10 protein-coding genes are annotated in these 15,729 nt (G+C 44.9%); all 10 read right to left on the bottom strand.

From position 1 onward, the window contains the following. Positions 1-417: 417 nt before the first annotated feature. Positions 418-1,479, bottom strand: coding sequence for an electron transfer flavoprotein subunit alpha/FixB family protein (locus ARA78_RS02540; RefSeq protein ID WP_015535002.1), 1,062 nt, complete (start codon positions 1,477-1,479; stop codon positions 418-420). 27 nt (positions 1,480-1,506) lie between these two features. Then, positions 1,507-2,292, bottom strand: coding sequence for an electron transfer flavoprotein subunit beta/FixA family protein (locus tag ARA78_RS02535; protein ID WP_022058361.1), 786 nt, complete (start codon positions 2,290-2,292; stop codon positions 1,507-1,509). 17 nt (positions 2,293-2,309) lie between these two features. After that, positions 2,310-3,476, bottom strand: coding sequence for an acyl-CoA dehydrogenase (locus ARA78_RS02530; RefSeq protein WP_004852934.1), 1,167 nt, complete (start codon positions 3,474-3,476; stop codon positions 2,310-2,312). A 42-nt stretch (positions 3,477-3,518) separates the two neighbouring features. Then, complete coding sequence (locus tag ARA78_RS02525) at positions 3,519-4,391, bottom strand: 3-hydroxyacyl-CoA dehydrogenase family protein (protein WP_055279931.1); 873 nt, start codon at positions 4,389-4,391, stop codon at positions 3,519-3,521. Positions 4,392-4,545: 154 nt separating this feature from the next. Next, positions 4,546-5,337, bottom strand: coding sequence for an enoyl-CoA hydratase-related protein (locus ARA78_RS02520; protein WP_004852940.1), 792 nt, complete (start codon positions 5,335-5,337; stop codon positions 4,546-4,548). Between the two features lie 25 nt (positions 5,338-5,362). After that, entirely contained in the window at positions 5,363-6,547 is a 1,185-nt protein-coding gene (locus ARA78_RS02515) for an acetyl-CoA C-acetyltransferase (RefSeq protein ID WP_055279930.1), read from the bottom strand. Positions 6,548-6,687: 140 nt separating this feature from the next. Next, positions 6,688-8,667, bottom strand: coding sequence for a YgiQ family radical SAM protein (locus tag ARA78_RS02510; RefSeq protein WP_055272911.1), 1,980 nt, complete (start codon positions 8,665-8,667; stop codon positions 6,688-6,690). Between the two features lie 4 nt (positions 8,668-8,671). Further along, positions 8,672-9,664: a rod shape-determining protein gene (locus ARA78_RS02505; RefSeq protein WP_015535004.1), complete on the bottom strand. Its 993-nt coding sequence runs from the start codon at positions 9,662-9,664 to the stop codon at positions 8,672-8,674. A gap of 112 nt (positions 9,665-9,776) precedes the next feature. Next, the gene (locus tag ARA78_RS02500) at positions 9,777-13,286 is read right to left on the bottom strand and encodes a hypothetical protein (protein WP_242849645.1); all 3,510 of its coding nucleotides are present in this window, start codon (positions 13,284-13,286) and stop codon (positions 9,777-9,779) included. 79 nt (positions 13,287-13,365) lie between these two features. Continuing rightward, positions 13,366-15,702 carry a tetratricopeptide repeat protein gene (locus ARA78_RS02495; RefSeq protein ID WP_055272910.1) on the bottom strand — a complete coding sequence of 779 codons (2,337 nt, stop codon included), beginning with the start codon at positions 15,700-15,702 and terminating at the stop codon, positions 13,366-13,368. Between the last annotated feature and the right edge of the window lie 27 nt (positions 15,703-15,729).

The following is a 15,729-nucleotide window of genomic DNA, read 5'->3' as shown; positions in this document are numbered from 1 at the left end:
ATTTTCGATCTCTATTTTCTGATTTCTAATTTTCGATTTATCGATTTCTCATCGACTCAATTCACCGACTCGTATATTGGACCCATATATTCACATTTACAATCATCAATTCATTTATAGCTCACTAATAATGCTATTCACTCATCATCGAGCAGAGTATCCCTAGTAATGAAAACGGACACTCAATAAAAAACAGCACATAATTTTTCGCAAGTATATCCTCAACACAACCCTCACGTAGCCGCACACAAATCATTCCGTACCTGAATTCATCCTGCAACAGCCCTATGCAATTCAAACGATTCTACAATTCAGACCACCATACAGCTCAAAAAATCCCCCTCTTGAATATCAAATCCAAGAGGGGAACTTATAATTGATAATCTAAAATTATCTATATGACAAACAAGCTGTTAATTACTTATTAGCAAGCTCTGCTTTGATAGCCTCTGTAAGAGCTGGAACGATCTTGTTGAGATCTCCAACTACACCATAGTCAGCTACATCAAAGATAGGAGCATCCTCATCCTTGTTGATAGCAACGATGATGTCTGACTCTTCCATACCAGCTACGTGCTGGATAGCACCTGAAATACCGATTGCGAAGTATACCTGTGGACGAACTGTCTTACCAGTCTGACCAACCTGAAGCTCCTTTGGCTTCCAGCCTGAATCTACAACTGCACGTGAGCATGATACCTGTCCACCAAGTACCTCTGCAAGATCATCAAGGAGCTTGAAGTTCTCTGCTGAACCAACTCCACGACCACCTGAAACAAGGATTTTAGCATCCATGATATCCTTGATATCTGAGATAGCCTTTGAGATCTCAAGAATCTCAACATACTTGTTGTTAGGTACGAATCCTGGATTGTACTCGATAACCTCTGCCTTCTTACCAGCTACCTTGTCAAGCTTCTGCATAACACCTGGACGAACTGTAGCCATCTGTGGGCGGTTGTCAGGACATGCGATTGTAGCGATTGTGTTACCACCGAATGCAGGACGTGTCATAAGAAGCTGATTGTGCTTCTGCTCCTGATTTGGAAGTGCAACAAGAGGGAAATCACCGATCTCAAGTAATGTACAGTCTGCTGTAAGACCTGTAGCAACTCTTGCTGAAACTGTTGGACCAAGATCTCTACCGATTGCTGTAGCACCAACTAAAACGATCTCTGGCTTGTACTCATTGATAACTGATGCAAGTGCGTGTGCATATGGCTCAGTTCTGTACTCCTTGAGCTCTGGATCGTCAACAACGATAACTCTATCTGCGCCGTACTCTGCAAGCTCATCTACAAGACCCTTAACGTCTGAACCGATAAGGACTGCAGTTACCTGCTCATCAAGCTTCTCTGCCAGTCTCTTTCCTTCGCCGATAAGCTCGAAAGAAATACCACTTAACTTATTATCTACCTGCTGTGCAAAGACAAATACGCCTTTGTAGTTCTTCATTTCTTCTGCGTTCATTGCGCCCATTTTATTCACCACTTTTCCTTTACTATATTAGATTACATGCTTATCCTTTAACTTGCCAACAATATAGCTAACTGCCTCATCTGGAGAATCAGGAACAACCTTCTCGCCTGCACCCTTTCTTACCTTATCTGAAGCCTTAGCGATCTTTGTAGGTGAGCCCTTAAGACCGATGTTAGAATCATCAACATCAACGAGGTCTGCTCTGCCAAGTGTTGTGATCTCTGCATTAACTGCATCGAAGATTCCACCTGGAGTCATGTATCTTGGCTCATTTAACTCAGAAAGTGCTGTTACAAGGCAAGGCATCTTAGCCTTTAACATATGATATCCGTCATCATACTGACGCTTAACGATAACTGCGTCTCCGTCAACCTTGATCTCCTGTGCATATGAAATTACAGGAATTCCAAGATGCTCAGCGATCTGTGGTCCAACCTGAGCTGTATCTCCATCGATAGCCTGACGACCTGTTATGATCAGATCATAATCAAGCTTTCTGAGAGCTCCAGCGATTGTTGTTGATGTAGCCCATGTATCAGCTCCACCAAGAACACGGTCTGTTACAAGAACACCCTTGTCAGCTCCCATAGCGATTGCTTCCTGAAGAACGTCAGCAGCCTTTGGAAGACCCATTGTAAGAACTGTTACCTCTGCACCATACTGATCCTTTAATCTAAGCGCAGCCTCAAGTCCTGCCTTATCATCAGGGTTCATGATTGTAAGCATTGCTGCTCTGTTTAATGTACCGTCTGGGTTGAACTGTACTCCACCCTTTGTATCAGGTACCTGCTTTATACAAACTATAACCTTCACGTTAAGTACCTCCTATATTACTTTAATAAGTTTGCAGAAATAACCATACGCTGAACCTCTGAAGTTCCCTCGTAGATCTCTGTAATCTTAGCATCACGCATCATACGCTCAACATCGTACTCCTTGATGTAACCGTAACCACCGTGTAACTGAACACACTTTGTAGTAACTTCCATAGCAACCTCAGCAGCGTAAAGCTTAGCCATAGCTGCCTCTACTGAGTAAGAAACCTTAGCACCGCTCTGGTACTCATCCTTCTTTCTTGCTGCCTTGTATACGAGAAGCTTAGCTGCCTCGATCTTTGTTGCAAGGTCTGCAAGAACGAACTGTGTATTCTGGAACTGAGCGATTGATCTGCCGAACTGCTTTCTCTCCTTAACATAGTTAACTGTTGTCTCGAGAGCGCCCTCTGCAATGCCGAGAGCCTGAGCAGCGATACCGATACGTCCACCGTCAAGTGTATGCATAGCGATATTGAATCCCTTACCCTTCTGGCCAAGAAGTGCATCCTTTGGAATACGGCAGTCTGTGAAGATAAGCTCGTATGTTGAAGAACCACAGATACCCATCTTGTTCTCCTTTGTACCAAATGTAAATCCAGGTGTACCCTTCTCTACGATGAATGCTGAGATCTCCTTCATCTTTCTGCCACGCTTCTCAACGATACCAGTAACTGCGATAACGATATATACGTCAGCCTCTTTACCGTTTGTGATGAAGCACTTTGATCCGTTAAGTACCCACTCGTCTCCGTCAAGTACAGCCTTTGTCTGCTGTCCCTGAGCATCTGTACCAGCACCTGGCTCAGTAAGACCGAAAGCACCAAGTTTTCTGCCTGAAGCAAGATCAGGAACATACTTCTCCTTCTGAGCTGGTGTACCAAATGTTACGATAGGATCAACACAGAGTGATGTGTGTGCTGATACGATAACACCTGTAGTACCACAAACCTTTGAAAGTTCCTCAACGCACATAGCATATGTGAGAATATCACAGCCCTGTCCGCCTAACTCCTTAGAAACAGGGATTCCTAAGAAACCATACTTTGCCATCTTCTCTACAGTCTCTCTAGGAAATCTGTGCTGTTCGTCAATTTCCTGAGCAAGAGGCTTTACTTCATTCTGCGCGAACTCTCTGAATAAATTCTGCGCCATTTCATACTTCTTGTCTAAAGCGAAATCCATTCTAATTATTCCTCCATGAATATATTATATTACTTAGCACTATTACTGAGCATCAACTGGTGTCTTTGTACGATCAGCATTGTATACATAGAATCCTCTGCCGCTCTTAACACCAAGGTTGCCGCCACGTACCATCTTACGAAGTAATGGACATGCACGATACTTGCTGTCACCTGTCTCATTGTACAGAACGTCCATGATTGCAAGACAGATATCAAGGCCTACGAAATCACCTAACTCAAGTGGTCCCATTGGATGGTTAGCACCAAGCTTCATAGCAGCGTCAATACCAGCTATGTCTGATACACCTTCCATCTTGATGAATGCAGCTTCGTTGATCATTGGGATGAGGATTCTGTTTACTACGAATCCAGCAGCCTCGTTAACCTGTACTGGAGTCTTACCGATCTCCTCTGAGATCTTAACGATCTTCTCTACAGTCTCAGCTGGTGTATTAACACCTGCGATAACCTCGATAAGCTTCATTCTGTCAGCTGGATTGAAGAAATGCATACCGATCATAGGACGTGTAAGACCATTTCCAATCTCTGTGATAGAAAGTGATGATGTGTTTGAAGCGAATACACACTCTGGCTTGCAGATCTTATCAAGCTCAGCAAATGTTGTCTTCTTTACTTCCATGTTCTCGAAAGCAGCCTCAACTATAAGGTCGCAGTCTGCACATAAGTCTTCCTTAAGGCCTGGAGTGATGCTGGCAAGAATACCATCAACCTTCTCCTGTGTCATCTTTCCTTTTTCTACGAGTCTTGCATAACCCTTAGCGATCTTGTCCTTACCGCCTTCAGCCCACTCCTGCTTGATATCGCAGAGTGCAACCTCGTATCCGTCAACCTGAGCAAATGCCTTAGCAATGCCCTGACCCATGGTTCCTGCACCAATTACGCCAACCTTCATTTTTATGTCCTCCTAAATCTTTTTTTCCGGTAAACATGAGAAATTCATATACGTTTCGTTTAACATGCTACCATAATACTTATATCACACATTTAGGATGGTTTACCCTTATCAGATTCCCCACCCTAAATGTTAATATCAGAACTGTTAATTATTACTTGTTCTGGAAAGGAACAACCTTAAGCTTCTTTTCCTTGTCCTTCTCAAGGAAGTTGCCCATTCCTGCCTTTTGATCCTCTGTCTCGAAACAGTCACCAAAAAGCTTCTCCTCAATAACAATTGCCTGATCCATATCTACCTGTAAGCCATCGTTGATAGCCTTCTTGCAGTTTCTCACTGCAATAGGAGCGTTCGCTGCGATTCCGGCTGCCATCTTCTTAGCTGCTGGAAGGAGCTCCTCAAGTGGATAAACAGCATTCACAAGACCGATTCTGTAAGCCTCGTCAGCCTTGATGTTTCTTGCTGTATAGATAAGCTGCTTAGCCATGCCTGCGCCTACAAGACGCGCAAGTCTCTGTGTTCCACCAAAACCAGGTGTGATACCAAGACCAGCCTCTGGCTGACCGAATATTGCATTCTCTGAGCAGATTCTGATATCACAGCTCATTGAGATCTCGCATCCGCCGCCAAGAGCAAATCCATTCACTGCTGCGATGACTGGGATAGGGAATGTCTCAATAGCTCTGAACACATCATTACCCTTCTTACCGAAGGCCTCTCCCTCTGCCTTTGTGAGTGTTGACATCTCACCTATATCAGCTCCGGCAACAAATGACTTCTCACCGGCACCTGTAAGAATAAGACATCTTGTTGTATCAAGATCAACTGCCTTGAATGTTGCATCAAGCTCTTCAAGAACTGCACTGTTGAGTGCGTTCAGAGCCTTTGGACGGTTGATTGTGATAATTCCTACATATCCATCCTGTTCGTATGTAACAAACTCCATGATGTATCTCCTTTATTATCTAAAATTAGTCCTCGATCTTAACGACTGTTGAGCAGCCCATTCCACCACCGATACAGAGAGTAGCAAGACCTGTCTTAGCACCCTTTGCCTGCATCTCATGAAGCAGTGTAACAAGAATACGGCATCCTGAAGCTCCTACTGGATGTCCAAGAGCGATTGCACCACCGTTAGGGTTAACCTGCTTGTCAACGTCAAATCCAAGATCCTTAGCAACTGCTACTGACTGTGCAGCGAATGCCTCGTTTGCCTCGATAACATCGAAGTCCTCGATCTTGAGACCAGTCTTAGCCATAACCTTCTTGGTTGAAGCTACAGGTCCAATACCCATGATTGAAGGATCAACTCCGCCAAGTGCTCCAGCTACCCATGTAGCCATAGGCTTAACACCAAGCTCCTTAGCCTTCTCCTCGCTCATAACAACGATAGCTGCAGCACCATCATTGATACCTGAAGCGTTACCAGCTGTAACAAATCCGTTAGGATTGATTGTTCTGAGTCTTGAAAGAGTCTCAACTGTAGTACCAGGTCTTGGTCCCTCATCCTTCTTGAACTCAACCATCTCTTTCTTCTTCTTTACCATAACTGGTACGATCTCAGCGTCAAATGCGCCTGACTCCTGAGCTGCAACTGCCTTCTGCTGGCTCTTAGCTGCAAACTCATCAAGCTCCTCACGTGTAAGACCCCACTGCTCACAGATATTGTCAGCTGTCTTGATCATGTGATAGTCATTGAATGCATCCCACAGAGCATCGTTTACCATTGTATCTACGAGTACACCATTGTTCATTCTGTAACCGAAACGACCCTTCATCATAGCGTAAGGAGCCATAGACATGTTCTCCATACCACCTGCAACTACGATATCAGCGTCTCCTGCCTCGATCATCTGAGCAGCCATGTTGACACAGTTAAGACCTGAACCACAGACAACGTTAACTGTAACAGCAGTTGTCTCGATTGGAAGTCCTGCCTTGATTGAAGCCTGACGTGCAACGTTCTGTCCCTGACCAGCCTGGATAACACATCCCATGTATACGTGGTCTACCTGATCTGCAGGAACTCCTGCTCTGTTGATAGCCTCCTTGATAACGATTGAACCAAGCTCTGCTGCTGGTGTTGTGCTGAGTGATCCACCCATTGTTCCGATAGCTGTACGACATGCGCCTGCTAAAACAATCTTCTTTGCCATTTTCAAATCCTCCATTTAAAAAAATATTAGTGTGACATAAGACTACATATAAAAAAACCTTAAAGGTTCACACAATCTGCCATAATTCTAGCACAAAAGCATGTGCCACGCAACCAAAAATGAACGACTCCGCGAAGGAGCTATTTCCTTTTATTCCTGTTTTTGCCATTTTTAGCATTCTTCTGCCCGGATGATTTTGTGTTTTTCTGTGGAACAACTTTATTATTTTTGCTGTTTTTACCATTATTGATTGAATTGTTCTTACTTTTATCATTTTTGCCATACGAACGTTGTCCCTGGTGTTCACCTTTCCTGTCCATCTTTCTCGGCGCTATCAGACATTTTTTATCAAAACCGATAAGATCCTGTCTGCCGGCCTTTATGAGCGCCTCTTTGACCAGATCATAATTCTCCGGTTTTCTATACATCATAAGAGCCTTCTGCATTGCCTTTTCATGTGGATTATGAGGTACATATACCGGTTTCATGGTTCTAGGATCGACTCCGGTGTAGTACATACATGTGGATATCGTGGACGGCGTAGGATAGAAATCCTGCACCTGTTCAGGCATATAGCCTATATCCCTTACATATTCGGCAAGCTCCACCGCCTCCTTCAGCGTAGATCCGGGATGTGATGACATCAGGTACGGAACAACATACTGCTGCTTTCCAGTCTTTGCATTTACCCTTTTGTATCTATCAATGAATTTCTCATATACACTGTTCTGTGGCTTGCCCATCATCCTGAGAACATTATCCGATACATGCTCCGGCGCAACTCTGAGCTGTCCGCTTATGTGCTTCTCGCAAAGCTCTTTCAGAAATTCATCGTTGCTGTCCGCCATCACATAATCGAATCGTATTCCCGATCTGATAAATACTTTTTTCACACCTGGAACCGCTTCCAGCTTCCGCAGAAGCTCAACATAATCCTTGTGGTCAACCTTCAAATTCCTGCACGGTTCCGGGAACAGACACTGCTTGTTGGTGCATACACCATATTTATCCTGCTTTGCGCATGATTTATGCCTGAAATTCGCAGTCGGCCCTCCGACATCATGTATATAGCCTTTGAAATCAGGATCATGCGTCATGCGCTCCGCTTCCTTTATCAGTGACTCGTGGCTTCTTGTCTGTATGATCCTGCCCTGGTGAAATGTCAGTGCGCAGAAGCTGCATCCTCCGAAGCAGCCCCGGTTGCTCGTCAGACTGAATTTTATCTCTGATATAGCCGGGATACCGCCCGCCTCCTCATATATCGGATGGTAGTTATTCATATATGGCAGATCATACACATCGTCCATCTCCATCTGGGTGAGCGGATAAGCCGGAGGATTCTGAACAACATATCCTCTGTTTCCGTATCCCTCAACCAGCGTTTTAGCCGAGTATGGATCTGTATTTATATACTGTGTATAAAAGCTTCTTGCATATTCCAGTCTATCCTTTGAAAGACTGTCATAATCCGGCAGTATAATGGAATCCTCGGGCACACCGGATATATCCTTTGTCCTGTAGCATGTACCCCTGACAAATGTGATATCTTTCACATCTATTCCGCTGTCGAGCGCCTCCGCTATCTCTATCATGCTGTGCTCACCCATGCCATACGAAAGTATATCGGCGGATGAATCCACCAGAATGGAATGTTTCAATTTATCAGACCAATAATCATAGTGTGCCATACGTCTGAGGCTGGCCTCTATACCTCCGATTATGATCGGAACATCCTTGTATGTTCTCCTTATCAGATTGCAGTAAACCGTGGTGGCATAATCAGGTCTGAGTCCCATCTCTCCGCCGGGCGAAAATGAATCCTTCTGCCTTCTCTTCTTGGACACGGAATAATGGTTCACCATGGAATCCATATTGCCTCCGCATACCAAAAAGCCCAGTCTTGGTCTGCCAAAAACATCAATGCTCTTGTCATTCTTCCAATCAGGCTGGGCAATCATACACACCTTATATCCATATCTCTCAAGCAATCTGCTTATGATGGCAGGGCCAAATGAGGAATGGTCAACATAGGCATCACCTATGACAAACACAAAGTCCGCCTGTATCCACCCTCTCTTCTTCATGTCCTCCATGCAGATCGGCAAATAATCTCTTTCCATACATTTAATCTTCTTTCTTATCGCTGAGGTTGACAGACATTCCAGCGCCGAGAGCCACTGCCTCAAGTGCTTTTTCCGATACATATGCCTCTATCCCTGTGCGCTCTTTGATTATTCTGTCCATTCCGTATATAAGACTTCCTCCTCCGGTAAGCACAATGCCTGATACCGCAATGTCAGCCACCAGCTCCGGCGGTGCAGTCTCAAGAACATTGTGTATTGCTCCAAGAATATGCTCTGTAGTCTCCTCAAATGCATCCACCGTTTCATTCGCAGTTATTGTTACAGCCTTTGGAAGTCCCTTGATAAGATCACGGCCCTTGATCACATACTCAATATCTTCATCACGCTTTACGACTGAGCCAACAGCGATCTTCGCATTCTCCGCTGTCTGATAACCTATAAGCAGGTTGTATTTTCTTCTGGCATACTTGATGAGTGCATTATTATAGTCATCTCCGGCGTATTTTATGGAGCTGCTCTCCACTGCACCACCAAGGGATACGACCGCAATATCCGTGGTTCCACCGCCTATGTCGACCACCATATTACCCTTTGCCTCATAGATATCTACATTTGCTCCTACAGCAGCAGCCAAAGGTTCCTCCATGACATACACAGTCTTGGCACCGGTCTTGTACACTGCTTCCTCAACAGCTCTTCTCTGCACCTCGGTAACACCGCTTGGAACACACACGCATATCCTTGGTCTTCCAACTCCCGAACGTTTCTCCATTGCGCTTCTGATAAATGCCTTAAGCATTATCTCCGCTATTGTATAATCAGATATAACTCCCTTATTGAGAGGTCTGACGACCTCTATATTCTCCGGAGTCTTTCCTATCATTTTCTTGGCTTTTGTTCCTATTGCTATTACTTTTTTTGTAGATACTTCATATGCGACAACAGACGGCTGGTTTACAACAATTCCCTTACCTCTTACGCTGATCAATACATTTGACGTTCCTAAATCTACTCCAATATCAGTTGAAAGCATATAAATTCTCCTTTATCACAACAAAATAATACCAGTGCTATAACACAGATATTATAAGCACTGGTATTGTTTTTTTCAACAAAATTCTACAACGGTATATCCGTCACAAAACTTATTTTATCTCTTTTTTAAGAATCTTCTTGTCGATAGGATCTCTGGTCTCAGCAGCCTTCATGGCATCATCCATAGCACCGAGAAGTCTGTCGATATTTCCTGACTCCATCGCCATCAAAGCATTCTTTATAGCTGTATCTGCTCCGCTCTCAAGCTTGAAGCCCTTCTCATCAGCGTAGCACTCTGCCACATTGATCATTCCACTCTCATTGATCTGGTCAAAGTATACTCTGTTGTTGAACGATCTTGCCTGAGTCATATTTGCTGCAAGCATATTGCTGAGAGCTGTCTTCTCTCCTGTGAGGATGATCTTAACATCATTCTTCTCAGGTGAACACATATCAACCATCTCTTTGAATCTCTCAGGTGTTATAAGTCCTGCACTCTCAATGATAAGACATCCGCCCTTGAGCTTGCCAACTGCTCCTGCAAGCTTACCGCTGTTTATAACCTTTGCCTTAACCTTTGCCTTTGCCTCAGACTTGCAGATTCCCATATCATAATAGAACTTTGCAAAATCCTCACCGACCATGGTAAGTCCAAACCCGTGCTGTCCAAGAATAACAACATTCTTAGATCTCTTAGGATCTACCTTGAGAGTCTGGAGAACGTTAACGATCTGTGCACCAGCAGGCTCGACTCCGAGATACTTGTAGAGGTACTTTGCCTCCTTAGGCAGTGATTTACGTCTCGCAGCAACAGCCTCACTTACTGAAGCAGCCATAGTTGCTTCTTCATCCTGTGTGATAACCTGTGCAGCTTCCTCAACCTTGCCTTCCTTCAGAAGCTCTTCCTGCTTCTTGTACTCTTCCTCACGCTTTATAGCCTTTTCAAGTACCTTTGCAGCAGCAGTAGCCTTGCTTCTTATATCCTCGAGCTGTTTCTTGACATCAGCCTCGGCCTTGTCTATTGCTGAGAGATCTTTCTTCTTCTTCTCCTCAGCCTCGGTCTTGGCCTGATCAGCAGCCTCTTTTCTTGCAACAACGCGCTCAGCCTGTTTTGTCTTGAGCTCAGCGATCTTGTTCTTTAACTCTTCTTCTTTCTTCTTTGCATCATCGAGAAGCTTCTTAGCATCAGCTTCAGCCTTTGTCTTCATATCTGAGGCTTCCTTCTCAGCCTTCATAGCTGCAGTCTGAACCTTCTCGAGCTCACTTGCCTCTGCCGTAGCATACTTCTCTTCCTCAGCAGCAAGGAACACCTCATGCTTGGTCTCTCTATCTTTTCCTTCTGCCGTAAGCTTATCTGTCTTTTCCTTGGCAGCAGCTTCCGCATTCTGGATCTCAACCTCTTCTGCGATCTTAGCCTCTTCGACTACCTGCTCCGCTTCCTCGGCAGCAGCCTCTGCCTTTGCCAGAAGATCCTCAGCCTCAACAAGAGACTTCTTAGCTGAATCGAGAGCTTCCTGAGCCTCTGCCTTCGCAGCCTTGAATGAGTCATTCTCCTTCTTTGCAGCGGCAACATCCTCACTGATCTTCTTGTTGTCGTTCTCAGCAGTTGTAATCTGATCAGCAACCTTCTTTATGAACTCTTCGCTGTCTGAAATCTTCTTCTGAACCTCTTCCTTGGCTTTCTTTGCTGCCTCAAGAGCCTTTGCAGCCTCCTCCTCAACCTTCTCTGCCTTCTTCAGTTCTTCCTTCTGTATTGCAAGCTTTGTGTTTGCATCATTTCTGCTGTTCTTTGCATTCTTAACAGCCTTCTCTGACTCCTCAAGCTTCTTCTGGAGCTCATCAAGAGTCTTCTGTGACTGACTCTCCATCTCAGTGGTATTCTTAAGATTAGCATCAGCCTCTTCCTCAGCCTTCTTAGACTCGCTGAATATTGCACCAGCCTTTGTCTTGTCTGCCTCGGCAGTCTTCATGATCTTGGCTGCTCTTGCTTCCTCATCTGTGCGCTTCTTCTTGGCCGTCTCTATAGACTTCTTCTTATCCGCATCTATGTCTGCCAATTTCTTCTTATCAGCATCAACAGCCTTGTTGTACTCAGCAACACCCTTATCCACATTAGTCTTCTTGGTGTCTGCAAGTGCCTTTATAGCCTTGTCGGCAGCAGCCTGAGCCTCATTGATCATATTGTTCTTATATGTATCAGGATCACTCTCCTTGAGGATTCTGTCTGACTCTTTCTTAGCAGATTCATTTGTATCTGATATCTCTTTCTTGAGCTTTGCAATATTGGCATCAAGCTCTTTCTCCTCTCGCTCAAGCAGTTCAGCATCATTCTTCTTCTTTGCCTCAGCCTCCTGTGCCATCTTTGCATCATAGTTCTGCTTCTTGGCAGCAAATTCTTCAAGCTGCTTTTCGAGATCCTTCTCTGTCTTCTCGCATTCCTCGATGGTCTTCTTCGAGGTCTCAGCATGTTTCTTTGCCTCTTCAGCATTCTTTCTGGCATCGTCGATCGCCTGCTGCTTCTTTGCCTCAGCCTCAGCCTTAGCCTTTTCAGCGGCAGCCTTCTTTCTTGCCTCTTCTGCCTCTTTGCGCTTCTTCTCCTCTTCAGCCTTACGCTTAGCCTCTTCCTCGGCCTTCTTCTTAGCTTCTTCCTCAGCCTTCTTCTTGGCTTCCTCCTCAGCTTTCTTCCTAGCCTCCTCTTCAGCCTTCTTCTTGGCTATCTCCTCAGGACTCTCCTCGTCTATATTGGACAGGTTCTTTATTCCTGCTCCAAGGAAATCGTCATCATCGTCATCATCATCATCAAAATCATACAATGACTCTCCAGCCGCAGCCTGCTTGTTTCTATCTGGGAGAATGCTGAACAGATCTCCGTTCGCATCACTGCCTCCCTTAGGTGACTTAACTTTATTCACCTTTGCATTCTTATCAGTTACCCACTCAAGTGTCTCTTCATCCTCAGCATTTTCATCATCATCAGTGAGAACAATATTGCTTCCACCTGTTGACTTAACTGTACCTTCAGTTCCGGCGCCGAACTTAAATCCGCCACCAAGACCGCCTTCTGTTTTAGGTGTTTTTCCAAGACCGCCGCCAAGGCCGCCTGATCCAAGGCCTCCCTCTGTCTTAGGTGTACTTCCGAGTCCTCCGCCAAGGCCGCCTCCGAGTCCTCCAAGACCGCCTTCACCTAATCCGCCGCCAAGGCCTCCTCCGAGACCACCGCCCGACATATCATCAGCGATGCCTCCAAGGTTAAGACTGAGCTTAGGTGCAGCTCCCTCTGGTTTTTTATCTTCTTTTTTATCTTCAGGCTTCAGTCCCTCTCCCTCTTTTGGAACATCGTCCTGCTTTTCATCCTCAGTTGAAGTTTCCGGTTCATCCTCATGAACAATTCCAAGAGCCTCTTCTCTCTTACGGCGTTTCTTAGCCTCGATTCGTTCTAACTCCTCCTTGGACAAAGTTTTGTGTTGGCTTTTAGCAGTCTCAGCATCTTTCTTCTTGCTGCCGCTCTTGAGAAGTTCTTCCTCTTCTTCCCTCTTTTTCTTGGCAGCTTCTGCAGCTCTTTCCTTTTCAAGCTGTGCCTTGATCGCCGCAATCATTGCTTCTGTCTGATCTACAGCCAATTCCCTCGCCTCCTTCCGTTTGTTCAAATAAAAAGCAATACACTATATGTATGATCATGCTACTTTATTTCTTCTTTGATCAGCCCTTCAGTCTGAACGGCTTTTTCTTCGGTTGCTCTGGTTCAGCGTCAACCGTTTCCTGTTGTGGGGATTCCTGCTCATCTGTCTTCTCCTCGTCGGGAGCTGCCACATCATCCTCTTTATCTTCATCATCAAAATTCAATATAGAATTGAATTCCGTGTTGAATTTAATTCCAAGTCTTGCAAGGAGTCTGTCTGTTTCACCGATAAGATCCTCCTCTTTCTTAAGACTTTCCGATATCTTGGCTTCATCAGCCTCTATCTCTGCATTTATATCTTTCTCTGCCGACAGATCATACAGTGCTGCATTCTCTGTGTTGTAGTCAGGGAACAGACTGCTCTTAAACACCGGGAAGCCATTATTCTTTGGCTTTTCCGGTTCTGTCTCCACCGCAATTTTCTCTTCTGACTTATCCTCTGCTTCCATTGTGAATTCCTCTTCGACCTCTGATTCAGCTTCAGCCTCAGTTTCTTCGATCTCCAGTTCAGCCTCAGCTTCAAATTCTTCCACCTCTGGTTCGACTTCCACTGGAACTTCTTCCATCTCAGATTCCTTAGATTCCGCATCGATTGTAAATTCTTCTAACTCTGGCTCAGCTTCAGTCTCAAATTCATCTTCAATCTCCGCTTCGGCATCGATTGTGAATTCTTCCTCAACCTCCGGCTCTGCCTCGACTGTGAATTCTTCCTCAGCCTCTGGCTCTGCCTCGATCGTGAATTCTGCGCCAACCTCAAGTTCTTTTTCGAATTCAGGCTCAGAATCTGCATCTACCTCGAATTCTTCTTCGATCTCCGGTTCGATCTCAACTGAAACTTCATCAACTTCCGGTTCATTCTGCTCTACACCCGGCTCAACAGCAGTTTCTTCCACATCATTCTGAGACTCCGCATCTTCCATCAGATCCTCGAGATTCTCATCGTCAACCTCGAACTCCTCAAGAGATTCAAAGGCTTTATCAAAATCAAACGTTTCTGATTCAACCGGTTCATCAGGCAAAGTCTCCGGCTCTGCATCCGCCTCAAATCCATCCTCAAAGTCTCCCTCGAACTCAGGATCAAAGGTCTCCACAACAGTATCGTCTTCAGAATCGCGATCTGACGCACTGTCAGATACGTCATCAGAATCGTCACCATCAACTTCAACCATGACTACTTCCTCCGGCTCTTCTTCGATAACATAGTTATCTTCCTCCACCGGTTCGGAATCCTCATACTCATTGTCGTTATCTTTGTTATACACCGCTGCATCCTCAGGAGTCAGCTCCCCGCTTATCTCAGTCATATCCTGTGACTTTCCCTCAGGAGCTTTCTCACTGTCACTGCTCATCGCCTTGAGCTCAGGCTTTGCCGTATTCCCGGCATCATCAGCAGTATCGGAAATAACTTCCTCGAGCAGTTGTTCCTTGTCAAGATTCTCGTTCTTCAGAGATTCCATCTCCTGCTCGACAAGCTCTTCCTCTTTCCTTGACATCAATCCAAATAAACCTCTGGATTTCTTCTTCGGCTCAGAATTCTCTTCTTCCTGACGAGCTTCCTTTTTCTGCTCTTTTTTATCCTTCGATCTAATCCACATCTGCTTGAATTTCATGGAACTCGTCACAGGTGCGTCATCCTCGACCATGATCATGATCTTAGCATCCTTTGGATGCATTCTCAGATCGTCTTCTTCCAATATCTTATTTTCATTTGCTCTTGTATCTGCCTGCTCAGGATCATCATCCGACATCTCCGTGTCAGGATAACAATAGATCATGGATTCAAGATCCACATCGCCGCCCATGAGCTTGTCCAGCATATACAAATGTGAAGAGTTCTTGTAATGCGCTCTGAATTCAACACAGGCGCTGTCAAACTTCTCCCTGTTTCTTATGTACGCATGAAGCAGAAGCATCTCAAAATCCCACTCTTCATCCGTCTCAACATCATTCGCCGACACCAGTATGCTGTAAAGTTCATTCACTGGCTTCCTGTGTGCCTTGGCTATCATATATTCAAGTCTGTATGTACCTGCATCCTTATTGGCCTGATTAAATGTATATATCTCAAAATAATGCTCTGCAAGCTGTGTAAATCCCATGGATAAATACAGTTTTATCAAAGAATATATTATCTTGTTACCAGCCGGAGCCATGGCATGTGCCTTGACAAGCGCCGCTCTGGCCTCAGGATATCTTTTGTTCTCGTAATACACCTCGCCGCATATTCTAATAAACTGTGGACTAAGTGACTTCGACAGATCCTGATGTTCAAGTATATCGAGAGCGAGACTGTAATCGCCATTGTCTGCAAGTTCCTTTATTTTGTTTACACTTGACATACTGATTCCAGTACTCATAACCCAGCCTCCCACTTTTTTATCATC

The organism is Coprococcus eutactus (assembly GCF_001404675.1).
Taxonomy (GTDB): domain Bacteria; phylum Bacillota; class Clostridia; order Lachnospirales; family Lachnospiraceae; genus Coprococcus; species Coprococcus aceti.
This window is presented reverse-complemented; position numbering and strand designations above follow the sequence as displayed.